Source organism: Streptococcus oralis (assembly GCF_026782345.1).
Taxonomy (GTDB): Bacteria; Bacillota; Bacilli; order Lactobacillales; family Streptococcaceae; genus Streptococcus; species Streptococcus oralis_CK.
The window spans coordinates 20832-45301 of sequence record NZ_JAKUWI010000001.1 but is presented as its reverse complement, the minus strand read 5'-3'; the positions used below and the strand labels follow the sequence as shown (position 1 = coordinate 45301).

General features: G+C 43.3%; 22 protein-coding genes, 3 pseudogenes, 1 riboswitch and 2 other annotated features. Of the genes and pseudogenes, 10 read left to right on the top strand and 15 right to left on the bottom strand.

The features are described from left to right. Positions 1 to 5: 5 nt before the first annotated feature. From MK405_RS00265 to MK405_RS00225, 9 genes are all read right to left on the bottom strand, one after another. Positions 6 to 572 (bottom strand): aminodeoxychorismate/anthranilate synthase component II, encoded by a 567-nt coding sequence (locus MK405_RS00265; protein ID WP_212576530.1) that lies wholly within the window; start codon positions 570 to 572, stop codon positions 6 to 8. After that, the gene (trpE, locus tag MK405_RS00260) at positions 569 to 1930 is read right to left on the bottom strand and encodes an anthranilate synthase component I (RefSeq protein ID WP_268703985.1); all 1362 of its coding nucleotides are present in this window, start codon (positions 1928 to 1930) and stop codon (positions 569 to 571) included. The genes MK405_RS00265 and trpE overlap by 4 nt, the downstream gene beginning before the upstream one ends. Positions 1931 to 2001: 71 nt before the next feature. Beyond that, positions 2002 to 2227: a binding site (T-box leader), on the bottom strand. Then, positions 2224 to 3402, bottom strand: coding sequence for a tryptophan synthase subunit beta (gene trpB / locus MK405_RS00255; RefSeq protein WP_212576531.1), 1179 nt, complete (start codon positions 3400 to 3402; stop codon positions 2224 to 2226). Its footprint overlaps the feature before it by 4 nt. 66 nt (positions 3403 to 3468) lie before the next feature. Further along, positions 3469 to 3699, bottom strand: a binding site (T-box leader). Between the two features lie 33 nt (positions 3700 to 3732). Further along, the gene (locus MK405_RS00250) at positions 3733 to 4962 is read right to left on the bottom strand and encodes a DegT/DnrJ/EryC1/StrS family aminotransferase (RefSeq protein WP_268703984.1); all 1230 of its coding nucleotides are present in this window, start codon (positions 4960 to 4962) and stop codon (positions 3733 to 3735) included. A gap of 42 nt (positions 4963 to 5004) precedes the next feature. After that, positions 5005 to 5697: a sugar transferase gene (locus tag MK405_RS00245; protein ID WP_268703983.1), complete on the bottom strand. Its 693-nt coding sequence runs from the start codon at positions 5695 to 5697 to the stop codon at positions 5005 to 5007. Between the two features lie 104 nt (positions 5698 to 5801). Then, complete coding sequence (locus MK405_RS00240; RefSeq protein WP_268703982.1) at positions 5802 to 7544, bottom strand: ABC transporter ATP-binding protein; 1743 nt, start codon at positions 7542 to 7544, stop codon at positions 5802 to 5804. After that, positions 7534 to 9279 (bottom strand): ABC transporter ATP-binding protein, encoded by a 1746-nt coding sequence (locus tag MK405_RS00235; RefSeq protein ID WP_268703981.1) that lies wholly within the window; start codon positions 9277 to 9279, stop codon positions 7534 to 7536. Before MK405_RS00235 ends, MK405_RS00240 begins: the two co-directional genes overlap by 11 nt. A 54-nt stretch (positions 9280 to 9333) precedes the next feature. Further along, positions 9334 to 9969, bottom strand: coding sequence for a DUF421 domain-containing protein (locus tag MK405_RS00230; RefSeq protein WP_268703980.1), 636 nt, complete (start codon positions 9967 to 9969; stop codon positions 9334 to 9336). Then, positions 9966 to 10421, bottom strand: a complete 456-nt coding sequence (locus MK405_RS00225; protein WP_268703979.1) for a DUF3290 family protein — start codon at positions 10419 to 10421, stop codon at positions 9966 to 9968. The genes MK405_RS00230 and MK405_RS00225 overlap by 4 nt, the downstream gene beginning before the upstream one ends. Before the next feature lie 135 nt (positions 10422 to 10556). Here MK405_RS00225 and MK405_RS00220 point away from each other — a divergent pair, with 135 nt between their 5' ends. From MK405_RS00220 to MK405_RS00205, 4 genes are all read left to right on the top strand, one after another. Further along, positions 10557 to 11384 carry an exodeoxyribonuclease III gene (locus MK405_RS00220; RefSeq protein WP_195216917.1) on the top strand — a complete coding sequence of 276 codons (828 nt, stop codon included), beginning with the start codon at positions 10557 to 10559 and terminating at the stop codon, positions 11382 to 11384. Positions 11385 to 11395: 11 nt separating this feature from the next. Beyond that, on the top strand, positions 11396 to 11782 hold the full coding sequence (locus MK405_RS00215) for a bleomycin resistance protein (RefSeq protein WP_268703978.1): 387 nt from the start codon (positions 11396 to 11398) through the stop codon (positions 11780 to 11782). A 132-nt stretch (positions 11783 to 11914) separates the two neighbouring features. After that, positions 11915 to 12010: riboswitch (purine riboswitch) on the top strand. 120 nt (positions 12011 to 12130) lie between these two features. Beyond that, positions 12131 to 12712, top strand: coding sequence for a xanthine phosphoribosyltransferase (locus MK405_RS00210; protein WP_000770430.1), 582 nt, complete (start codon positions 12131 to 12133; stop codon positions 12710 to 12712). Further along, positions 12712 to 13974 (top strand): nucleobase:cation symporter-2 family protein, encoded by a 1263-nt coding sequence (locus MK405_RS00205; protein ID WP_061588687.1) that lies wholly within the window; start codon positions 12712 to 12714, stop codon positions 13972 to 13974. The genes MK405_RS00210 and MK405_RS00205 overlap by 1 nt, the downstream gene beginning before the upstream one ends. Before the next feature lie 31 nt (positions 13975 to 14005). Here the strand turns inward: MK405_RS00205 and MK405_RS00200 are convergent, their stop codons facing one another. The 3 genes from MK405_RS00200 to MK405_RS00190 all read right to left on the bottom strand — a co-directional run bounded on the left by MK405_RS00200 (position 14006) and on the right by MK405_RS00190 (position 17158). Continuing rightward, positions 14006 to 14410 carry a PaaI family thioesterase gene (locus MK405_RS00200; protein ID WP_000653836.1) on the bottom strand — a complete coding sequence of 135 codons (405 nt, stop codon included), beginning with the start codon at positions 14408 to 14410 and terminating at the stop codon, positions 14006 to 14008. A gap of 69 nt (positions 14411 to 14479) precedes the next feature. Then, positions 14480 to 15961, bottom strand: a complete 1482-nt coding sequence (locus MK405_RS00195; protein WP_268703977.1) for a UDP-glucose--hexose-1-phosphate uridylyltransferase — start codon at positions 15959 to 15961, stop codon at positions 14480 to 14482. Positions 15962 to 15979: 18 nt separating this feature from the next. Then, the gene (locus MK405_RS00190) at positions 15980 to 17158 is read right to left on the bottom strand and encodes a galactokinase (protein ID WP_084873455.1); all 1179 of its coding nucleotides are present in this window, start codon (positions 17156 to 17158) and stop codon (positions 15980 to 15982) included. Between the two features lie 164 nt (positions 17159 to 17322). On the opposite strand from MK405_RS00190, the gene galR reads away from it, so the two are divergent. Beyond that, positions 17323 to 18327 carry a DNA-binding transcriptional regulator GalR gene (galR, locus tag MK405_RS00185; RefSeq protein ID WP_268703976.1) on the top strand — a complete coding sequence of 335 codons (1005 nt, stop codon included), beginning with the start codon at positions 17323 to 17325 and terminating at the stop codon, positions 18325 to 18327. A 51-nt stretch (positions 18328 to 18378) separates the two neighbouring features. On the opposite strand, the gene MK405_RS00180 is transcribed toward galR, so the two are convergent. Further along, positions 18379 to 20904: an ABC transporter ATP-binding protein/permease gene (locus MK405_RS00180; protein WP_268703975.1), complete on the bottom strand. Its 2526-nt coding sequence runs from the start codon at positions 20902 to 20904 to the stop codon at positions 18379 to 18381. Positions 20905 to 21013: 109 nt separating this feature from the next. Continuing rightward, entirely contained in the window at positions 21014 to 21913 is a 900-nt protein-coding gene (locus MK405_RS00175; protein ID WP_268703974.1) for a cation diffusion facilitator family transporter, read from the bottom strand. 132 nt (positions 21914 to 22045) lie between these two features. Here MK405_RS00175 and MK405_RS00170 point away from each other — a divergent pair, with 132 nt between their 5' ends. Both MK405_RS00170 and MK405_RS00165 read left to right on the top strand, forming a co-directional pair. After that, the gene (locus tag MK405_RS00170) at positions 22046 to 22600 is read left to right on the top strand and encodes a TetR/AcrR family transcriptional regulator (protein WP_268704662.1); all 555 of its coding nucleotides are present in this window, start codon (positions 22046 to 22048) and stop codon (positions 22598 to 22600) included. Positions 22601 to 22626: 26 nt separating this feature from the next. After that, positions 22627 to 22959, top strand: a complete 333-nt coding sequence (locus tag MK405_RS00165) for a glucuronide permease (RefSeq protein WP_268703973.1) — start codon at positions 22627 to 22629, stop codon at positions 22957 to 22959. A 36-nt stretch (positions 22960 to 22995) separates the two neighbouring features. On the opposite strand, the pseudogene pnuC reads toward MK405_RS00165, so the two are convergent. Beyond that, a pseudogene (pnuC, locus tag MK405_RS00160) lies at positions 22996 to 23502 on the bottom strand (nicotinamide riboside transporter PnuC); the annotation flags it as partial. A gap of 39 nt (positions 23503 to 23541) precedes the next feature. Here pnuC and MK405_RS00155 point away from each other — a divergent pair. The 3 genes and pseudogenes from MK405_RS00155 to MK405_RS00145 form a co-directional block, all read left to right on the top strand. Then, a pseudogene (locus tag MK405_RS00155) lies at positions 23542 to 23796 on the top strand (IS6 family transposase); the annotation flags it as partial. A gap of 60 nt (positions 23797 to 23856) precedes the next feature. Beyond that, positions 23857 to 24237 (top strand): annotated as a pseudogene (locus tag MK405_RS00150) (DNA replication protein); the annotation flags it as partial. Then, a complete protein-coding gene (locus MK405_RS00145; RefSeq protein WP_049478415.1) occupies positions 24230 to 24463 on the top strand; it encodes a plasmid replication protein in 234 nt (77 codons plus the stop codon). The pseudogene MK405_RS00150 and the gene MK405_RS00145, both read left to right, overlap by 8 nt. Positions 24464 to 24470 lie beyond the last annotated feature (7 nt).

Here is a 24470-nt window from a genome sequence, read left to right as displayed (position 1 = left end):
TTTCCTCACTTTACAACCTTCTCGATAAAATTCCGAATAGAAGACAAGCCGTCTGGCGTTCCGATACTCTCTGGATGGTACTGGAAGCCATAAATTGGAAGGGTTTTATGTTGAATCCCCATGATGGCTTGGTCATCAGTCGAACGAGCTGTCACTTCAAAGTCTTCTGGCATTTCTTCAATCAAAATACTGTGATAACGCATGACTGGACGACCATCCTCAATGCCTTGATAGAGAACAGATGGCGCTTCAAAGCTGATATGGCTCTGTTTCCCATGCATGACTTTGGGAGCCAAGCCTAACTGTCCACCAAAGACCTCTGCGATGGCTTGATGCCCCAAACAAATTCCAAGAATCGGCTTCTTGCCAGCAAAGTCACGAATCATATCTTCCATCATTCCCGCATCCACTGGCCAACCTGGACCAGGAGAAAAGACCAGACCATCTGCTTTTTCAGCTTCTTCATATAGCTTGGGATCATCATTTCTCAAGACCTGCACTTCTGCAAAATTCCCAATGTATTGAGCCAAGTTATAGGTAAAGGAATCATAGTTGTCAATCAATAAAATCATGGTCTTAGTTCTCCAATTCTAGTCATAGATTTTGCTTTGTTAATGGTTTCTTGGTATTCGTTTTGGGTGATGGAATCGTAGACAATCCCTGCTCCAGCCTGCACATAGGCTGTTTGATTTTTAAGAATCATAGTTCGGATGGCAATGGCCAAATCCATATCACCCGTCGCAGACAAGTAGCCGATTGCTCCTGCGTATAAGCCCCGTTTTTCTGTTTCCAGTTCATAGATCCGTCTCATGGCCCGAATCTTTGGTGCTCCTGAAACTGTTCCAGCTGGAAGTGTTGCTTTCAAGGCATCCATGGCAGTGAGTTCGGGAAGCAAACGCCCTCTCACAACACTGGTTAAATGCATGACATAGCGGAAGAGCTCCACTTCCATATACTTGGTAACTTGAACACTGGATGTTTCAGAGATGCGGCCAATATCGTTACGCCCCAAGTCTACCAACATCAGATGTTCTGCTGTTTCCTTCTCATCAGCAAGCAGGTCTGTCGCCAAGGCCTTGTCTTCTTCATCCGTAGCTCCTCTTGGTCGTGTACCGGCAATCGGATTGGTTGTCACGATGCCGTTTTTGACAGAAACCAAATTTTCTGGACTAGCACCAATGATTTGATAATCTCCAAAGTCATAGAAATAAAGGTAATTAGAAGGATTGGTCACGCGGAGATTTCTGTAGAAGTCAAATGGATTTCCAGTAACTTCTGCTGAGAAACGTTGACTGAGCACGCATTGGAACATATCGCCATTACGAATCAAGTCACGAGCTGTTTCGACCATTTGCTCAAACTTCTGAGGAGCGATATGGGGTTTGAAATCGAGCGGAGATAGATCCAAATCTTCAAATTCATTTGAAACAGGAATGCGTAATTCCTCCAGCACTTGCTTCAAGGCTTCTTCCAAATCTTCTTGACTGCGTTCACCATAGAGAGCATCCTCGATGACATGGATTTTTTCCTTCTTGTGGTCAAAGACCATGTAGCTCTCATAGACAAAGAAATGCATGTCTGGCGTCCCAATCGTATCTTCAGGGATTTGTCCAATTTCTTCATATAGAGAAATCATATCGTAACCCACAAAGCCAATGGCTCCCCCACCAAAAGGGAGGTCTGAATGGTGCTGGCTCTTATGAGTCACTTCATAAAGAAAATCCAAGGGATCACGATCAATCACTTGTCCATTTTGATAAAGGACTCCATTTTCAAACTGAATCTCAAAAACTGGATTATAGGCTAGGATAGAAAAACGAGCGGTTTCCTTGTCTCTCGGAATACTCTCTAAAATAACCTTGTGTTGCCCCTTTAGGCGCATATAAGCCAAGATTGGTGATAAGACATCTCCATGAATGATTCGTTCCATTGTAATTTTCCTTTCAGTTCTAATTCTAGTCCGTGGCGATTGTATGAAAAATCCCCACGCAAAATAACTTGCGTGAGGACGAAATTCGCGGTGCCACCTCAATTATAGGATTTCTCCTATCTCTCATTCCTGTCTCAGAACCTTCCTGTAACAGGCTGTGCGATAAAGGGCACTCCCTTGAGAATTATGTTTTCTTCTCTCGTTTCAGATGGACCCAACCTTACAGTTTTCTCTGCTTGTTTCCAGCAACCACAAGCTCTCTGGGAGAGAAAAGACTGTAATTTTTCCATCTCTTATTTTTTAGCTTCTAGGTAGTCTGCAATCGCAGCTACGTCCTTGTCTCCACGACCAGAGACATTGATGATGATAATCTCATCTTTACTGAGTTTCGGCGCACGTTTAACTGCTTCTGCGATAGCATGCGAACTTTCAATCGCTGGGATAATCCCTTCTGTCTTACTAAGAAGGAGCAAGGCTTGAACAGCTTCTTCATCTGTCGCTGCCACGTATTCCACGCGGCCTGAATCTTTAAAGTAGGCGTGTTCTGGACCAACCCCTGGATAGTCCAAACCAGCTGAGATAGAGTAAACTGGCGCCAGCTCTCCATCTTCCTTAAAGACTGCATAAGTCTTCATGCCATCGACAATTCCGATACTACCTTTTGTCATAGTAGCTGCGTGTTTATCTGTGTCAAGTCCGTGACCAGCAGCTTCAACCCCAACCAATTTGACTTCTTCATCAGCCACATACTGAGAAAAAGCACCGATGGCATTGGAACCACCACCTACACAGGCAATAACGTAGTCTGGCAAACGGCCTTCTTTTTCTAAAATTTGACGGCGAGATTCCTCACTAATGACCTTTTGGAACTCATGGACAATGGTAGGATATGGGTGAGGTCCTACAGCAGATCCCAACACATAGAAGGCTTCAAGATCATTCATCCATGCTCCAAAGGCTGCATCAACCGCATCTTTGAGGGTACGAGTGCCTGTTTTAACTGCATGAACAGTTGCTCCCATCATCTCCATACGGAAAACATTGAGACGTTGGCGTTCCACGTCTTCTGCCCCCATGTAGACATCACAAGCCATACCAAACTTAGCTGCAGCAGCTGCTGTCGCAACACCGTGCTGACCAGCTCCTGTTTCTGCGATCACTCGTTTTTTGCCCATACGTTTGGCAAGAAGGATTTGTCCTAAAACGTTATTGAGTTTGTGAGAACCAAGGTGGTTCAGGTCTTCGCGCTTGAGATAAATCTTAGCGCCACCTAAGTGATCTGTCAAACTTTCCGCAAAATAAAGCGGTGTTTCACGACCTGAATAATCCTTCAAGTAATGGCGAAATTCTGCCAAAAATTCTGGATCATCCTTGTACTTGTCAAATGTCACTTCCAACTCATCCAACAAAGCCTGAATAGGCTCCGGTACAAAACTACCACCAAATTGTCCAAAATAACCTTTAGTTGTCATAAAATTTTTCCTCTTTCAGTATTAATTTAAAGATATGAAAAAAGCCCACACACAGAAATCAATCCGTGTGAGGGCGTTGGTAACGCGGTGCCACCTCAATTGTAAAGGGACTATCCCCTTTACATCTCTGCCTTGTCTAACAACAAGTTGCACTGTAAGGTGTGCGCACCGAATTTTCATTGTTTCAAATTCATTTTTAAAATCAGCCCACTTTCACTACTTCCAACCACCTGTTCACAATCACCACAGGCTCCCTGAAGATCGAATATAGTTACTTTTCTGATTTATTGAGAATATTATATGTTATTGTTCTATCTTTGTCAAGATTTTTTATGATTTTTTTCCTGAACCGAGTATTTCTTCGGAAATTCTCACTAAAGTCTGAACGATATAATCAACCTCATCATCACTTAATTTTGTATGAAGAGGGAGCGTAATTTCATTTTCAAAGAAGGCATAGGCTCTTGGATAATCTGCCATATCAAAACCAAGATTCTTATAGGCTGTCAAGAGAGGAAGCGGTTTGTAGTGTACATTACTTGCAATTCCTGCTTTGGCCAATTCTTGGATAATACGATTACGATCTTCTAGACTAGCACCTTCTACATGGGTGATGTAGAGGTGACGACAAGATTCGACAGTATCAGTCTTGTGTGCCAGTGGGTGAATACGAGTACCCGCAAAGCCACGATTATAGCGATCCACGATGTCCTTACGACGTTGTAGCAAACCAGGGTATCGATTCAATTGTACCAAACCTATTGAAGCCATGATATCCGTCATGTTGCACTTATAGGCTGGTGTTACGATATCGTACTCCCATGAACCCAATTGCATCTTGGCAAGAGCATCCTTAGTCTGACCATGAAGGGAAAGGATTTGGAATTCCTTGTACATTTCTTCGTCGTCAATCGCTGGATTGGCCTTCCAAGTCGCACTTCCTCCCTCAGCCGTTGTAAAGTTTTTAACGGCATGGAATGAGAAGGAAGTAAAGTCAGCGATAGAGCCAGCAGGGTGTCCTTTATAAGTTGATCCCAAAGCATGGGCACTATCAGAGACAAGCACAATACGGTTAAAGACCTTTTGCCACTTGCTTGAAGCAGTAAAGAGGTCGCGTTTCTTCTCCACAATTTGGAATAAACGGTCATAGTTGCAAACAATCCCTGCAAGGTCTACTGGGATGATGACCTTAGTCTTTTCAGTAATGGCTTGCTCAAGCAAGTCATAGTCCATCTCAAACGTATCTGCTTGGATATCCACCATTACAGGTGTTGCTCCTACGTGAGTGATAACACTACATGAAGCTGTGTAAGTCATAGCTGGAACGATGACTTCATCACCTGGTCCCACTTCAAGCACACGCAAAATCAACTCAAGAGCGGCGGTCGCAGAGTTGAGGCAGACAGTCTTAGGTGTCTGTGTGTATTGAGACAAGCGACGCTCAAGTTCTTTTGTCTTAGGACCTGTTGTGATCCAACCAGAACGAAGGGTATCTGCTACTTCAGCAATTTCAGCTTCGGTAATATCAGGTGGTGAAAATGGAATGTTGTAATTTGGCATTGATTTGCTCCTTTTATCTGTACTCATTTTCTCATGACTACTTTATTTTAGTACCTCAAACACGGTTTGAAACATGATTTTGATGTCTCCAAGGAAACTAAATTCTCTGAGATAGGCGAGATTATAGCGCATCTTTTCAGGGAGGACATGTTCGACATAGGCCTGGTCAACTGACAAACCTTTCTCCGTCATTTGACTGATGATGGTGTCCTCATCCTTGTAGTTGATACTAGCTGGAGAGGTAATCCCTGCTGGCAAGAGCAAGGTCGCCATCATTTCAGGACTATACTGCTCGGTGTAGCGTGGCACCTCAGGTCTTGTACCGACAAAGGACATTTCGCCTTTAAGGACATTGACCAGCTGAGGCAGTTCGTCCAAGCGCACACGGCGAATGAAATTTCCCACTTTGGTAATACGGCTATCGTTAGCTGAAGTCACTAGACTTCCTTTTTTATCCGCATCCGTTACCATGGTACGGAACTTCCAAATCTTGAATGGACGATTGTACTGGGTCACGCGCTCTTGCTTGTAAATGACAGGTCCCTTGCTATCCAACTTGATCCAAATGCTCAAGATGAGAAAGATGGGAGAAGTCAAAAGTAGCAAAAACAAGGCCAGAATCCAATCCAGGCAACGCTTGAAAACCAGCGAGCCCTTCCTTTTAGAGACAAGCTGGTAGTAAGACTCAACCTCGCTTGATTGCATTTCCACGGGTAGGTCTTCCCATTTCCGCATGCTGTTTCTCCTTTGTTTTTATTATACTATTTGTCAACATTTTTCATTATACCACAAAATGGAAAAGGCGGTGCAAGAAATCTGTTATTTAGAGGAATTCTTCTTTATGACATGGCACCTGCCTGCAAGCTATACATCTTGTGATAGGTTCCTTCCAAGGCCAAGAGTTCCTCATGGGTTCCACTCTCAATGATGCGCCCCTTGTCCAAAACGTAGATACAGTTGGCATCTTGAATAGTTGAAAGACGATGAGCGATGGCAATGGTCGTCCGCCCCTGTCTCATCTTAGCTAGGGAATCTTGGACCAAACTTTCTGTTTCAGAGTCAATATTGGCTGTCGCTTCATCCAAAATCAGGATTTTAGGCTGACTGGCGACTGTTCTGGCAAAGGCAAGAAGCTGGCGCTGACCAGTAGAGAAGCTCGAACCACGCTCAGATACAGGTGCATTATAACCCTGCGGAAGCTCCTGAATAAAGGAATCTGCATCCACAAAGGCAGCCGCAGCCTGGACCTCTTCATCACTAAGATCTTGGTACATGGCGATATTGGACTTGATAGTTCCGTGATATAGGAAGGGATCCTGCAAGACCAGACCGATGTTCTTTCTCAGCTCTTCCTGACTGTAGTCCCTAATATCCACACCATCCAAGAGAACTCGGCCTGACTGAAATTCATAAAAACGCATGAGGACATTGATAATCGAAGATTTCCCCGAACCTGTATGACCTACAAAGGCAATGGTTTCGCCCTTGTTAACAGAAAAGGAAATATCATCCAGAATCTGGTGTTTGCCGTCATATGAGAAACACACATGTTCAAAACGGATATTGCCCTCTTTGATTTTGGCTTGCCCATTTTCTTGAAGAGGCTCATAGGTCCTCTCATCAATCAAGGCAAAAACACGACTTGCAGACACCATGGACGTTTGAAGGGTTGAAAAGTTTTGCGTCACCTCAATCAGAGGATCAAAGAGACGGTTGATGTACTGGATAAAGGCATACATGGTTCCTGCTGTTATTCCCAGATAAAGCCCCCGGTAGCCAAAATAAGCCATCAAAACAGCGTAGCCTAGGAGTTTCAGCAAACTCATGGCAGGACGTAAAAAGAGGGCGTCCAAGGCTACAGAACGGTTGACGTAGACCAAGTGTTCTTGGTTGATTTCATCAAATTCTGCCTGCAGGCGCTTCTCTTGATTGAAGGCTTGGATAATTCTGATCCCTTCAATACTTTCTGCTAGCTTGCTATTGATATCCGACAAGAGACTCCTAGTTTTTTCGATGATTTTCACTGACTTTTTCCGATAGAGATTGACCAAAAGGAAAATCAGGGGAAGAAAGAGCAAGACTAAAGCTGTCAAACGAAAATCCAGCACCAACATGGTATACAGAGTTGTCAGAAAGATAAAAACTGCTGAAATAAAGCTGGATAAAATCCCTGAAAACATATCACTGATGGTCTCGGTATCATTTGTCAAACGAGAGACGATGGAACCTGCTGGCGTCTTGTCAAAATAAGACATTCCCAGCTTCTCCATATTGGCAAAGGCATCGCGACGAATATCTCTGACAATACTGTAGGACACCCGCGCAAAGAGAAGATTGCCAACATACTGAACCAGAGTTTGCAGGATGTAAAGACCATAGTAGACCAGCAAAACGGTCACGGCAAGTTGGTTGAGATTGCTGAGATACTGGTCGATAAAGTTGGAAGCCACGAGGGGAATCACGCTTTTAATGACCGTAGTAGCTAGAAGAAAGGTCAGGGCCAAAAAGGTAAGGAGTACATAAGGCTTGAGATAAGACATTAAGCGCTTCAATACAGTCCATTGTTCTTTCTTATTCTGCATCTTCTTCTCCCTTCATTTCCAACTGCTGAGACTGATAGGTTTGGGCATACCAGCCATTCAGGGCTAGCAAGTCTTCGTGCCTGCCCCGTTCGATAATTTGACCATTTTGCAGAACCAAGATCAGATCTGCATGGACAACCGCACTGAGGCGATGGGCCGTAATAATGGTTGTCTTGTCCTTCCGCGTCTCCTTGAGATTGTCAATAATCGCATACTCTGTCTTAGCATCCACGGCTGACAAAGAATCATCTAAAATTAAAATATCAGGGTCTAAAATCATAGCCCGACTCATGGCCAGACGTTGCTTTTGACCACCTGAGAGACTAACTCCTTTTTCACCAATAAGCGTATCAAATCCCCGAGGCATAGCTACAATATCTTGGTAAACTTGGGCTAGCTTAGTCGCTTCCTCAACCGTTGAAAGGGGCAAATTAGGATTTCCAAAGCGGATATTGTCTAAGATAGAGGCCGCAAAGAGAAACTGATCCTGAGGAACATAGCCCATGAGACTGCGAAGGTCTGTCAGGCGATAGCTCCGAATATCGTGACCGTTTAGGTAAATAGCTCCCTTATCCACATCGTACTCACGCAAGAGGAGCTTGATCAAGGACGTTTTACCAGAACCTGTCTGCCCGACCAAGCCTAGAGTTTGCCCTTTTTCCAGACTAAAGTGAATATCCGTCAGTGTCTCCTCATTTTCAAAGGCAAAGCTGTCAATGGCGTACTCCAAACGTCCATTTTCGATACCGTCCAGAGGAAATTCAGGGTCTTTTACAGGTGATTCCTGAGACAAAAGATCCTCAATCCGCTGATAGGACACCTTCCCTCGCTGAGTAATATTAAAGAGGAAACCAATAGCCATAAGAGGCCAAACCAACATATCTAGGTAGCTGATAAAGGTAACCAGATTCCCAACGGTGATTTGCCCTTTCTGAACCATCAAAGAACCGACCAAAAGAGTTAAAACGTAGGACGAACCAACAAACAATAGAACCATAGGGTCAAAGAGACTATCGTATTTCATGGTTTGGAGATTCTTTTGGAAGGTCAATTCATTAACTGCCTGAAAGGACTTCAGCTCGTCCGCCTGATAACCGAAAGACTTGGTTACTTTGATACCTGATACAGACTCCTGTACCTTATTATTGAGTTCAGAAAAGGCTGCTTGGGATTCTCCGAAAGCCTTATGAGTCTTTCTCCCTAGACGACTGGTCGAATAAGCCATGAAAGGCAGGGGAAGAATGGCAACTAGCGTCATCTGCCACGAAATGCTACAAAGCATGGTCAGCAAGGTTACTAAAGCCGTGATAGAGGCATCGACCGCAGACATGACGCCGCCACCTGCGAGACGAGTTAAGGCATTGATATCGTTGGTGGCGTGTGCCATCAAGTCCCCCGTTCGATAGGTCTGATAAAAGGCTGGCGACATCTTGGTAAAGTGCTCAAACAAGCGAGAGCGCATAATCTGACCGAGTCGGTAGGAAGTCCCAAGGATATACATGCGCCAAACATAGCGCAGATAGTACATACCCAAGGCCGCAAGAAGCAGATAAAGAAGGTTCAAAAGCAGTTCCTGCTGATTTAATTGTCCCCCAGTGATGGCATCAATGACTCTCCCCATGACCATGGGAGGGATGAGATTAAGAACAGCGACTAAAATCAGCGCTAAGATTCCTAGGAGATAACGGCGCTTTTCTAACTTGAAAAACCACCAGAGTTTTTGAATAATGGACATAAAATCCCTTTCTGATTGCAAATGGAAACCTGAGGCAGAGACCTCAGGTTTTTCTTATTCATAGGTTACGACTGAGACGACACCCTTGTCATACTCAGCGATAAAGATATTGGCAACATTGTCATACCCTTGTTTGCTGAGGTTATCAAGTAGCCACTCTTCGCTCCGACCAATGGTCTCCAAAATTTCGACTTGGACGACACCGTCTGTGACAACAGGATACTTGGGATTCTCATCTCCCATTTGGACCACGATGAGTTGACCGTTTTGCTCCTGCATAGCGCGTTTGACTTGTTTCATTTGGAAAATTCCCTGACTACGGAGCTTAAGAGCTACGTCCGCTGCTGATAAACCAACCGAACGGCAGGCTTCTGGATCAATCTTCCCATTTTTGATGAGCAGGGTTGGCTTCCCATCAATCAAACGTTTCACAAAGTGAACATTGTTGTTGAGCCATTTGAGAGTCAAGACCAGAATGGTCCATATAATCAGGATAACTGCATACTGAAGGATACTGATAGCGCTATTGTATATCACCCCACCGATGATCCCCCCGAGCACATAGTTCTGAATTTGATCTATCGCTGAGTTAGGCGCTAGGTTGCCCTTTCCTGTCACATTAATCACGAAAACCAGAGAAAAGAGACCCAGGGCTAGTTTGATTAAAATTTCGATATAATTGAGTGTCATTTGTTCACCTCCACCAGTTCAATTGCATCTGTTTTATACAATTCCACTTTCTCTAGCAGGTACTTGTCTGGCTCACTTCCGTTCAAGGCACGATAATAGCGATTTCCCACCTTGATAAGTGCTCCATCCGTGTCCGCAGAAGTATTGACATAGACCTCTGACTTGTCTACTCCCAAGTCTTTGGAAACAAGCTCGATGAAATGAAGTGAAGCCTGAAATTTATTGTTAGAAACTTGATTGTTTTGATAAGTAGAGATACTAATCAAAAGGAGAGCCAGTAAGGTCAAGGCTGAAATCATGACCAACTCACGAAACTTGGTGCCCTTTTTATCATGGTAAGCCTTAAAAGCAAAAAATCCTGTAACAGCTAATAAGACGATTCCAAAGCCAATCATGATCCCATTTTGCTGACTGATTTGGCTGAGTACATAGTCGTAAGAATAGAATTTCATCTATTTTCATCTCCCTTTCATAAAATCATTCTTACATTATAAACAAAAGAGGGTGATTTTTCAAACCATACGTTGGGGAAATAGAGCTTTTTTTGGTATAATATAGTCTATAATCTCAATGAAAAAGGTAACTTTATGAAACTCATCTCATGGAATATTGATTCCCTCAATGCAGCCCTAACGAGCGACTCAGCTCGTGCAAAATTGTCCCAAGAAGTCCTACAAACCCTGGTAGCCGAAAATGCTGATATTATCGCTATCCAGGAAACCAAACTTTCTGCCAAGGGGCCTACAAAAAAACACTTGGAAATTTTAGAAGAACTCTTCCCAGGTTATGAAAACACTTGGCGTTCTTCCCAAGAACCTGCTCGTAAAGGCTATGCTGGAACCATGTTCCTTTATAAGAAAGAACTCACACCAACGATCAGCTTCCCAGAAATCGGTGCCCCTTCTACCATGGACTTGGAAGGCCGCATTATCACCTTGGAATTTGACACATTTTTCGTGACCCAAGTTTACACTCCAAACGCTGGCGATGGCCTCAAACGCTTGGAAGAACGCCAAGTCTGGGATGTCAAATACGCTGAGTATTTGGCGCAACTAGACAAAGAAAAACCAGTCCTTGCGACTGGAGACTACAACGTAGCTCACAAGGAAATCGACCTTGCAAATCCTGCTAGCAATCGCCGTTCACCTGGATTTACAGACGAGGAACGTGATGGTTTTACCAACCTTTTGGCAACTGGATTTACCGACACCTTCCGCCACATTCACGGCGATGTCCCAGAACGTTACACTTGGTGGGCGCAACGCAGCAAGACTTCTAAAATCAACAATACAGGCTGGAGAATCGACTACTGGCTCACTAGCAACCGCGTGGCTGACAAGGTGACCAAGTCTGACATGATTGACTCGGGTGCGCGTCAAGACCATACGCCGATTGTATTGGAAATTGAACTCTAAGGAGAAAGCTAATGGACTATCAAGCTGTCATTCCTGAATTTGTAGTATCTGACCTCGAAAAGTCACGCCACTTCTACTGCGACTTACTCGGTTTTAGAATCGAATACGAGCGTCTAGAGGAGAAATTTCTCCTCCTCTCGCTTGAAGACTGCCAACTTATGCTAGAAGAAGGCAGCACAGAAGAATTAGCCCAACTGACCTATCCTTTCGGGCGCGGTGTCAATATTTCCTTTGGCATTGAAGATGTCCCTCAGCTCCACCAAAAACTGCTGGAAGCTGACTATCCTATCCATCGTCCGCTGACCAAAAGAGAATTTCGAGTGGGAGATAGCTTTATTCACCCTCATGAATTTGCGATTTTAGATCCTGATGGCTATTTTTTAAGATTTAGCGAATAGAAGAATAAAAGGCTACAATACTTTCTAGCGTTGCAGCCTTTTATTCGTTCGCTTTTATGATCTATTTACTAACAAAATATTTGATTTCTAAAGCTATTTAGTGTAAAATAATAACATTAACGCTATTGCGTTTGATAATAGTATCATTTTACTTGTTTATGTCGTGAATTGGCACGACGTTTCTACAAGGTGCCGGAACACCTAACAATGAGTATGTCAGCTGAAGGTATGGTTTTGACCATGCCTATTTTGGGGATTTACTTAGGGGATTAAGTAGGTTCTTTTTCTATTTCTTGCTAGAAACTCTAAACAAGTAAATGAAGCATCTTTTAGACTTTAGGAGGTCTTATGAAATTATTAGAAGAGCGCATCCTTCAGGATGGGCATATCTTGGGTGACAACATCCTTAAGGTGGATTCCTTTTTAACCCACCAAGTTGATTTTAGCTTGATGCGAGAGATCGGTAAGGTATTTGCGGAAAAATTTTCTTCTGCTGGCATTACCAAGGTCGTGACTATTGAAGCGTCAGGTATTGCCCCAGCCGTTTTTACAGCTGAAGCCCTAAACATTCCCATGATTTTCGCCAAAAAAGCTAAAAACATCACCATGAACGAAGGCATCTTAACTGCTGAGGTTTACTCCTTTACCAAGCAGGTGACGAGCACGGTTTCCATCGCTGGAAAATTCCTCTCACCAGAGGACAAGGTCTTGATTATCGATGATTTCCTAGCCAATGGACAAGCTGCCAAAGGCTTGATTCAAATCATCGAACAGGCCGGAGCAAAAGTTGAAGCGATTGGTATTGTGATTGAAAAATCCTTCCAAGATGGTCGTGATTTGCTTGAAAAAGCAGGATATCCCGTCCTATCACTGGCCCGTTTGGATCGTTTTGAAAATGGTCAGGTCGTATTTAAGGAGGCAGATCTCTAATGCAAAAACAAGAAAAACACTCGCAAGCAGCCGTTCTTGGCTTGCAGCACTTACTAGCCATGTACTCAGGTTCTATCCTGGTTCCCATCATGATTGCGACAGCTCTTGGCTATTCGGCTGAGCAGTTGACCTACCTAATCTCCACAGATATCTTCATGTGTGGGGTGGCCACCTTCCTTCAACTCCAACTCAACAAATACTTTGGGATTGGACTACCAGTCGTTCTCGGAGTTGCCTTCCAATCCGTCGCTCCTTTAATTATGATTGGACAAAGTCACGGTAGCGGAGCTATGTTTGGTGCCCTTATCGTTTCTGGGATTTATGTAGTTCTGATTTCAGGCATTTTCTCAAAAGTTGCCAATCTCTTCCCATCTATCGTAACAGGCTCTGTCATTACCACGATTGGATTGACCCTGATTCCTGTCGCTATTGGAAATATGGGAAATAACGTCCCAGAACCAACTGGGCAAAGTCTTTTGCTTGCAGCCATCACTGTTCTAATCATCCTCTTGATCAACATCTTTGCCAAAGGATTTATCAAGTCTATCTCCATTTTGATTGGTCTGGTTGTTGGAACTGCCATTGCTGCTACCATGGGCTTGGTTGATTTCTCCCCTGTTGCAGCAGCACCGCTTGTCCATGTCCCAACTCCCCTCTACTTTGGGGTGCCAACCTTTGAAATCTCCTCTATTGTCATGATGTGTATCATCGCAACGGTGTCTATGGTTGAATCCACTGGTGTTTACCTGGCCTTGTCTGATATTACCAATGACCCAATCGACAGCATGCGCCTGCGCAACGGTTACCGCGCAGAAGGTTTAGCTGTCCTTCTCGGAGGAATCTTTAACACCTTCCCTTACACAGGATTTTCACAAAACGTTGGTTTGGTTAAATTGTCAGGTATCAAGACTCGCCTACCAATCTACTACGCAGCTGGTTTCCTAGTTCTCCTTGGACTCCTTCCTAAGTTTGGCGCCCTCGCCCAAATCATTCCAAGCCCTGTCCTTGGAGGGGCCATGCTGGTGATGTTTGGTTTTGTTTCCCTTCAAGGGATGCAAATCCTCGCCCGTGTTGACTTTGCTAACAATGAACACAACTTCCTTATCGCAGCTGTTTCCATCGCTGCTGGTGTAGGTCTAAACAACAGTAATCTCTTCGTCAGCATGCCGACAGCTTTCCAAATGTTCTTCTCAAACGGAATCGTCGTAGCCAGCATACTGGCCATTGTCCTCAATGCAGTATTAAACAGGAAGAAGAAATAAGAAAAAGAGGTGTGAGCCTCTTTTTTGTTTCTTATATCCTTACCTGTCTTTCTTCTGACCTTTGTCCTGTGACAAACATGGTAAAGGTGGCTTTGCAGACATTTCTGCCTTCTTGATTGGTGATATCAACATCTACCACACAGGTTGTGCGTCCATGATGGACACATTCTCCTTTAATGGTCAGCACATCGTCGAGTTTTCCTGCCTTGAGGTAGTTGATAGAGGATTGGAGCGTCACTCCATCAAGCCCCAACGAGATAACCACCAGACCACTAATCTGGTCACAAAGGGTAAAGAGATAGCCACCATGGGCATTGCCATAGTAGTTGAGCGACGAGTCCACTACTTTTGTCGTCACCACAACATGACCATCTCTCATTTTTTCTATTTCGTAATTTTCAAAGGCAGATATAGCGTCAAAATGCAAATCTTTCATCGTTTCCTCCTGATATTTCAAACGACACTATGATACTACTTTTTATAGGACTGTGCAAGGAGAAAGCTCCTAGTCTGGCAAAATTCCGACCTGTTCTACAAAGCGCATAAAGGCTGCTTGTCCTTGTTCTGTCTGCTTGTAAACCCCTGCGTCCTCCAAAACACGCGCAAAGATAGCACCCACAGAGTCCTTGACGATTTCAAGGGCTTTTTCTTTATCTGCTAGATCTGGATGTTGGGCTTTGAGCTGGTCTGCCCATTCCTGATGATAGTCTGCAACTGCTTCACCATCTCCTACAAGATAGCTGGCGACTTGCTCCACTTCTGCTTTCAAACGAGGTGGCAAGATAGCCAAGCCCATGACCTCAATCAAGCCGATATTTTCCTTCTTGATATGTTGAACATCCTTGTGGGGATGATAGATGCCATCAGGATGCTCTGGCGATGTCTGATTGTCTCGCAAGACCAAGTCCAACTCAAACTGTCCATCGCGTTTACGAGCAATGGGTGTAATGGTGTGATGCGGTGTCCCGTCTGTCTCTGCTAAAATCTGCACTTCAGGGTCTGAATACTGTCGCCATTCCTGCAAAATCTTATCAGCCAAGTTGATCAAATCCTCTTTAGAATCCGAGGTCAAACGAAGCACTGACATAGGCCACTTGACAATCCCAGCCTTGACCTGCTCAAAACCAGCAAATCGGAAAGTCTTTTGCAAAGGAGCCAATTCCATAGGAAATACGTGACGACCTCCCTGATAGTGGTCATGGGTCAGGATAGACCCCCCCACAATCGGCAGGTCGGCATTCGAACCTGCAAAATAGCCTGGAAATTGCTCTACGATCGCCAGCAGACGCTCAAAGCTCTGACGACTAATGGCCATGGGACGATGCTGGCCGTCTAAGAAGATACAGTGCTCATTAAAATAAGCATAGGGTGAATACTGGAAGCCCCACTCCTGACCCGCCATTTCGAAACGGATAATGCGGTGATTGCTGCGAGCTGGATGATTAACCCGACCATGGTAGCCCTCGTTCTCTATACAAAGCTGACACTGGGGATAATTGCTAGCTTGCACCAACTTGGCCGCCGCAATCTCCTTTGGATCCTTTTCAGGCTTAGAGAGGTTGATGGTAATCTCAAGTTCTCCATAGTCAGATGGAACACGATAAGCAATATTTTTAGCAATGGCCTTGAGTTTGATGTAGTCATTTTTCTGGCTAAGTTGGTAGAAATCTGCTATTGCCTGTTCAGGAGAGTGGGCGTAGGTTGTCCAAAAGTCACGATTGACCTGACTTGGACAAGGAGTCACAAAGTCCATCAGTTCAGCACCGAGGATTTCACGCGCAGTCTGACTATCTTCAATCGTCTCTAAACGAACCGCTTCCTCGACCAGCTGGTCCTTGAGGTCAATCACTTTATCCAGATCCGTCTCAACTTCCAAAACACCTTCTCCCACTCGTGCCAAGACACGATTGGTCAGGTAGATTCGATCCATTTCCTCAAATGAACTTTCAGCAATAACGTGTGTTACAAATTTATCTACTAAGGTCACGATAGAGCCTCCTTTTAACTAGTCAAGGACGCGAGTGCCACCTGCAACTTCAGCGATATAGAAGCTTGGAGCGTATCCAACGACTTCCTCGTAGTGCTTGCCAACAGCTTCCTTAAAGGTCTCAACAGCGTCTTTTTGCACCAAGGCAATGGCACAGCCACCAAAACCTGCCCCTGTCATACGAGCACCAAGAACACCTTCTTGATTCCAAGCTGTGTGAACAAGAGTATCCAATTCCAAGCCAGTTACTTCATAGTCATGTTCTAGAGAGACGTGAGAAGCATTCATCAAGCGACCAAATGTTTCCAAATCACCTGCTTGAAGAGCTGCTTGAGCTTTAAGGGTACGTTGGTTTTCAAGCACAGCATGGCGTGCACGTTTCAAACGATTTTCGTCTTTAATCAGATAGCTGTATTGGTCAAAGGCCCACTCGTCCAATTCACCCAAGGTCTGAATATCTAAGGCAGCTTGCAATTCTTCCACTGCTTTTTCACACTCAGCACGGCGTTCATTGTACTTAGAGTCTGCTAGTTCACGACGTTTATTGGTGTTCATGATAACAACAACATTGTCCTTCAAATCAAGTGGCACCAAGTCGTACTCCAAGGTGTTGGTATCTAGGTAAATAGCACGTTGGTCAGCTCCCATACCGATGGCAAACTGGTCCATGATACCAGAGTTGACTCCGATAAAGTTGTTTTCTGTTTGTTTTCCGATTTTAACCAAATCCAAACGGTCCAGTTTTAAACCAAAGAGATGCTCTGCCACAACCCCTGTCAAAAGTTCCAAAGATGCTGATGAAGACAAGCCTGCACCATTTGGGATATTCCCATAAACATAAAAATCAAACCCTTTGTCAATCACATGTTCAGCTTCTTGCAAGAAATAAAGAACCCCTTTTGGATAGTTGGTCCAGCTGTGCTCTTTTTCAAATTTGAGGTCAGCAAGAGGCACTTCGATGATACCATTGTCCTCAAAGTTGGCTGAGTAGAAACGCAAAACTTGGTCGTCACGCTTGCGAGCCGCCCCATAAGTTCCCAAGGAAATAGCCGCCGGAAAAACGTGCCCACCGTTGTAGTCTGTGTGTTCACCAATCAGATTGATACGACCTGGTGAAAAGAAAGTTTGGTCTGCTTCTTGACCAAAAACGGCAAGAAAGTCTTTGCGAAGGGCTTCAGCAGTAAGATGTTGTGTCATATGAATTCTCCTTTGACTGTCCGTTAAGTCACCTTAACGTGTAATCGTTTTCTTCTATTGTATCCAAGGCTTTTGCCAAGGTCAATCCTTTTTACTAAAGTTTTACTAAATAACCGGTAAAAAGAAGAAAAACATGATATACTAACCTAAAAGGAGGAGGATTTATGGCTACATTAAAAGACATTGCACAGCTAGCCTCTGTCTCTATCGCGACCGTATCTCGTGTCCTCAATCGCGACCAGAGTCTATCTGTCACAGAAGAGACCAGACATCGTATTTTAACCGTTGCTGAAGAGCTGGGCTATACCAAGCACCTCAAGACAGGCGAATCCCACAAACCCAAGCAAAAGATTGCCATTATCCAATGGGTCAGCGAGCAGGGGGAGCTAGACGACCTCTACTACTACCAGATTCGTCTCGGTATTGAAAAAAGAGCCCAAGAGTTGGACTATGATATCTTGCGCTATTTTAATGACCATCCTTTTACACTGAGCGAGGAAGTGATTGGCATTCTCTGCATCGGAAAGTTCAGCCGATCACAGATTTCTGCCTTTGAAGAATACCAAAAGCCCCTGGTCTTTCTAGACAGCGACACCCTCTCACTAGGTCATACCTGTATTATCACTGACTTTTACACTGCTGTGAAACAAGTTGTAGATCACTTCCTCAGCCAAGGGCTGGATCGTATCGGGATTCTTACCGGACTTGAAGAAACAACCGACCAAGAAGAAATCATTGAGGATAAACGTCTCGAACATTTTAAAAACTATTCTCTATCAAAAGGTATCTACAATGACAAACTGGTCTTTCAAGGTAGCTTTACTGCCCAGTCAGGCTATGACTTGATGAAGGAGGCTATTCACAAGTTGGAGGATCAGCTCCCTCCAGCATTTTTCGCAGCCAGCGATAGTTTAACTATCGGTGCCCTTCGTGCCCTCCAAGAAGCTGGAATCAGCCTACCAGACCGCGTCAGCCTCATTTCTTTTAACGACACTAGCCTGACCAAGCAGGTCTATCCTCCCCTATCTAGCATCACAGTCTATACTGAGGAGATGGGCCGAGCAGGTATGGATATTCTTAACAAGGAAGTTCTCCATGGTCGGAAAATTCCTAGCCTAACCATGCTGGGAACCAGACTGACTCTGAGAGAAAGTACAAGGAATGAATAGAAAAAGTGAATAAAGAAATATTCCTTTATCCACCTTTTTGGGATTTAATTGTTATTCGCTACGAAGCGATTCGACTGGGTCTTTCTTAGCAGCGATGCGTGAAGGGATTAGACCGGCTAACATGGTAAGGACAATCGAAATACCGATAAGGATTAGAGCTACTTCTATTGGTAATTGCGCTACATTTCCCACATTTGTCATTTTCGCAACAATCGCATTGATTGGGAATGTCGCAAGAAAGGTAATCGCGATACCGAGCACCCCAGAGATCAATCCTTCAATGGCTGTTTCAGCAGTGAAGATACGACGAATATCTTTCTTCGAAGCCCCCATTGCACGTAGGATTCCGATTTCTTTTGTACGTTCGAGAACTGAAATGTACGTGATAATCGAAATCATTATAGAAGATACAATGAGTGAGATGGCCACAAAGCCAACGAGTACTGTTGTCACTACGCCAACCAATGTCGTAATTGAAGACATGATAGTTTGGATATCATCTGAATAAGCGAGTACCTTATCGTCTTCTCCAGCTTCTTTTTTCGCTGTGTTATAGGCGTTTATGAACTCTTTTAAGTCTTGTTTTTGTTGGAACGAAGAGGTGTAGAGCTCAATGGCAGCTGGTTTGGATTTGTTGATGACGCCCATTTTTGCGAGGTTTTCCTCGTAAGTTGAAGCCGAATTGTCGTTATATTGTTGGACATACTGCGCTTGTTCTTCAGGCGTCATTTTGGCCAACTGAATTTTTTCTTCTTCGGTTAAATTCTCCGAACTGAATGGTTTAGGATCTTTGGCAAATTCTTTACCCGTAAATACATTTAGATTTTGATTGGATTCCTGTTCCTTAACGATATCACTATTTTGAATGTATTCGGAAGTGTAATCAATGAGGGTGCTTGTGTAGGCGATTCCTCCTGAAGGAGCATTCACTCCTGAACTTGTGCCGTCTTTTTGGCGAAGGACACCCACAATTTTAAGTTCGATCCCATTCTCGATTTGAGTTTTCATATAAGAAGCATTATCAATCTTATTGACCCATAAGTTATTTTCTTTCACAAAACGGTTTGTATTAACAACTGCTTTGAAAGTTTTTCCGATAAAATCACTATATTGATACGTTTGAGAAGAGAGTTCGTCGAGCTTCTTCGTATCGTTCAATTCACTGGGATCTTTGATACGCAAACTATAGAGCAACAAGTCGCTAATTTGATTGTTTTCATCTACGATAAGGACGATCTCGGACTTATCTTGTGGGAAGCGTCCTTCCAACACGTCGTACTTGCTTTCTAGCATTGAAGAATCACTAGAAAGTTCACTCCAGTAGTTGAGGTTTTGTAAGTATCCCTTCATCGTTTGATTCGCTGTTTCTACTTCATCAGCTAAGGTTGAAGGCAGAATACTTTTGGGTCCGTTGGAAGTATCACTTGCATAGATAAACGGTTGTAAATTGTATCGGTAACGAATGTCTTTTGTGAGAGATTCGACCTTCGAAGCGTGTTCCTCCAAGTAAGTCTTAAAGGAAGCTAAGTCGTTCTTTCCGATTTGTTTTTTCAATAAATTAGTTAAAACCGTATTGATACCGAGCTCATGATTATCCTTGTAAGGCTTCTCGCTCAAATCTGGAGAGGTCGCCAACAAGTTACTCTGGTTCTGCTCGCTAATCGTCAGTGGAAGAGAGACGAGGGTATCTTCCTGCACCTTTTTAACGTAGTCACTCACACCATTGGAAAGGGCTAAGATAAGAGCAATCCCGATAATCCCGATAGAACCCGCAAAAGCTGTTAGTAAGGTACGACCTTTCTTCGTCAATAGGTTATTAAAGGAAAGTACAAGGGCGGTTATAAAGCTCATCTTCGTCTTCGTGAACTGGATGTCGACTTGCTTTGTCTCCTCTGTTGGTTCGCATGGATTTGAGTCGCTCAAGATGTTTCCATCTAATACTTGTACGATACGTGTGGAGTACTTCTGCGCCAGCTTTGGGTTATGCGTCACCATGATAACCAAACGTTCCTTAGCGATGTCTTTTAATAAATCCATGATTTGAACAGAAGTCTCAGAATCAAGCGCTCCTGTCGGTTCGTCGGCTAAAACAACTTTTGGATTATTAACAAGAGCACGCGCAATCGCGATTCGTTGCATTTGTCCCCCAGACATTTGACTTGGTTTCTTATATAAATGGTCTTTTAGGCCTACGCGTTCGAGCACTTCGATAGCACGTTTCTTACGTTCTGCTTTTGAAACGCCCGAAAGAGTCATTGCAATTTCTACGTTAGAGAGTGCAGTTTGGTGCCCGATGAGATTATAAGACTGAAAGACGAAACCGATGGTGTGGTTTCTGTAGCTATCCCAATCGCGGTCTTTAAATTGCTTTGTTGATTTTCCTTGGATGAGTAAATCACCAGATGTGTATTGATCGAGTCCCCCGATGATATTTAATAGGGTGGTTTTCCCAGAACCCGATTGCCCGAGAATGGAGACAAACTCATTCTCACGGAAGCGAATCGAGATATCCTTTAGCGCGTGGAACTCTTGATCGCCCGTATGATAGACTTTTGAAATGTGTTGTAGCTGTAACATCGCCTATCTCCTTTCAGTGATATATGTAGTCTATCACAATTTCATAATGGAGTAAATATGTTACATTTACAATTCATCAAAAATAATCAACAAATAGAAAATCGACTTCTTATGCATGATAATGTCCATGACTTTGACCTACTTCCAACTCCTCAATTTTTCGCTTATGGGTTTGGTGACTTGCCAGGTTTGCATCAACTTCAATGGTAACATTTTGAAAGCCATAATCTTTAAGTAAATTACGAATGGATTCTTTACAATACTCTATATGTTCAATCTCTTCTAGGCAAACATGAACAATGGCATTTTTTTCCAAACCATCCATAGTCCAGAGATTGAGCTGATTAACACTGGCCACATGGTCTAATTGCTCCAAGTCTTTCTTCACTTGTTTGATATCTACTCCTTCTGGCACAGCATCCAAGAAAATCTTGAGTGCGCTCCAAAAGCGAGGAATGGCTTTTGTTAGAATGAAGATGGAAATGACAAGCGATAAGAGCGGATCAAGAATATACCAATCTGTATACCGAAGGATAATCGCCATTAGAATGACAGCCAACCAACCAAGAGTGTCTTCCAAAAAATGCAAGCTAAGAATAGACTCGTTCTTTGTCTTTCCTTTACGGACTACTAGACTAGCTAGCACATTAATACTGACGGCAATGATTCCTAGCCAGAGGACGCCTTCCTCATTGACAGGTTGTGGGTGAACGATCTTTGTGATATTTTCCAATATCACTAGGACAGACCCTATCATAAGAATCACAGCAGTTAGCATAGCCCCTAAAAGGCTGAAACGCTTGTAACCCAAGGTATACTGCCTATCTTCTTCACGATTGGAGATCGTTTCTAAAAGGGCAGATAGGCCAATAGCCATAGCATCTCCCAAGTCATGAACTGAATCAGCAAGAACTGCACTTGAACCAAAGATTCCTCCTGCGATAAACTCTACTATAGCATAGCTTAAATTTAAGAAAAAAGCTAACCAGATAGATGTTTTAGAACTCATTTCTCTCCCTCCTTTGGTATAATGGGTATATACATACTTCTTTCATTTGTATTATCTAATAAAATCCAAAGAAAGGATAGAAGCAAACTGTCAGCCATGTTCAGTTCTGAACAGTTTGTCTCAAGTGTCTACATGCCAAAAAGAGACCGTCGAGTCAGTAAAACTAAAAAAGCCATCTATCAAGCTTTTTTACAACTTTTGAACGACAAAGGCTATGATGCCACTACCGTTCAGGATATCATTGACCTAGCAGATGTTGGACGTTCTACTTTTTATTGTCACTATGAAAGCAAGGAACTCCTTTTAGATGAGCTCTGTCGCTACCTCTTTCATCATCTCTTTGAAAGGGAAGGACACTTTACTACCGAGGACTACCTCGCACATATCTTTTTACATTTTCAGAAAAACCAGGACCGTGTCACCAGTCTCCTTTTTTCCAAAAACGACTACTTCCTCCGCCAACTACACAAGGAACTCGAACACCACGTCTATCCCATGGTGGCGGATGACTTGCAAGAGGCCTATCCAAACATTCCGGCCTCCTACCTCCAACATTTTGTTGTGACGAACTTTATCGAGACTCTAACTTGGTGGCTAAAAAAAGGAAAATCTTATACCGAAGACCAAGTGGTGAGATTTTATCTTGATGTAGTGGAGATGACCTCTACAACTCCACTTGATAACTAAGCCTGTAACTCAGAAAGGAACCAACTATGTTAACTTCGATGATTCTAGGAATACTAACAATCGTACTAGCTCTCGCCTTCTCACTCCTTCACCTTGCTGCTGCTTTTTCAGCCATGAAACAAAAGGACTACAGTCTGGGAAACAAGTGCATCTTGGTCGGCAGTTGCCTCACTTCTCTGGCTCTAGCCATCTTTTACTTCGTCCCACTTGCAACGGTCATCTTATGGATTGTGGGTGCGAGTATTGTCTGCTATGGAGCCTACTGGAATGGGCAACAGCAAGAAAGTCAACATATATCGCACCACATTATTCGTATAACGAGTGCTATTGTCATTACGGTATTATTCATTTTGCTCTAACACAAAAAAAGGATCATCTGATCCTTTTTTACTTTTTTAAGCGCTTTTTGCTGCCTTGCTCCACTGATACCACCCAACTAGACTATTGATCAGGTAAATCAGGTATTTCCCTTGAATTTGCAGGCTTTCTCCCCACCAGAGATAGATAGAAAAGACATTGGTAGCTGCCCAGAATATCCATTGTTCACGGTAAACAGCTGTCATGAGAATTTGCCCAACCCCATTGGTTGCATCGGTGATAGAATCACGATAAGGACGATTGGCTCCGATAGACTGATAAATGAACCCAAATACCAACCACCAAAGAACACTAATAGAAAGATACTTTGTCCAACCCTTGCCGTCCAGTTTACGTGCGACAAACTCCTGCTTTTCCTTCTTAAACTGTGCCTGGTAAATCCACACTAGAAGTCCAATCGGTTGCATGATCGTAAAGTAGAGTGTCGTCAACACCTCACCATAGAAGCCTTTTTGAAGGGCAAGCACCAGATAAATGATGGAGTTAATCAAACCAAATAGGTAGTTACTAGCACGACCTTCAGCTTCTCAAAGAGCAGAAAAAAGGTTAGTAAGGCTTGAGAGATGAATCATTTTAAAGGCAAACAATTCCAACAAGACGTCATCATTGTCGCTGTTGGTTATTACCTACGTTACAATCTGAGCTATCGTGAAGTTCAGGAATTGCTTTATGACCGTGGAATAAATGTTTGTCACACTACGATTTATCGGTGGGTTCAAGAATACAGTAAAATCCTCTATTATCTCTGGAAAAAGAAAAATAAACAGTCCTTCTATTCGTGGAAAATGGATGAAACCTATATCAAAATTAAGGGGCGTTAGCATTATCTCTATCGAGCGATTGATGCGGACGGTTTAACATTGGATATCTGGTTATGAAAGAAACGTCGAGCAGACGATAACAGCTATAAGTTAGAAGATACCGCCTATCAAGAAGATAAAGCACGCAAAGCAGAAACCGAAGATAAGCTAGCTATTGAAGCAATGAAAAGCAAGTACACCACGCTATTGCTAGAAAATATGTTGCTAAGTCCGTTTGAAATGCAAGATACAAAAATCATGGCAGGATTGCAAGTCCATGTTTACCCCCTCTATGACGAACTGAAAGAATTAAGAGGGCTAAATAGTGTCAAAGACCACTTGTCTTATGTTGCCAGCAGACGTGAAGAATATTCTAAGCATAATATCGCACGCTACCTCAAAAAAGCCATTGAACAATATCTACCAACGGTTAAAAGGCAGGACTTAAACCATGAGTGAAGACTTAAAAACGATCAAAGAGCTGGCGGATGAGTTGAGTGTTACAAAACAAAATATTCAATATCACTACCAAAGGTTACCAAAAGAATTACAGCTTAAAAGTTCCAATGGGTCTAATCTAATAAATTCTAAAGCAGAAAAAATAATTTTAGGTAAAGTAGAAAGTAGTAGCAAATCAAATACCAAAGACCAACAAATAGAAAAACTAACTAATTTGTTAGACTAGTAACAAC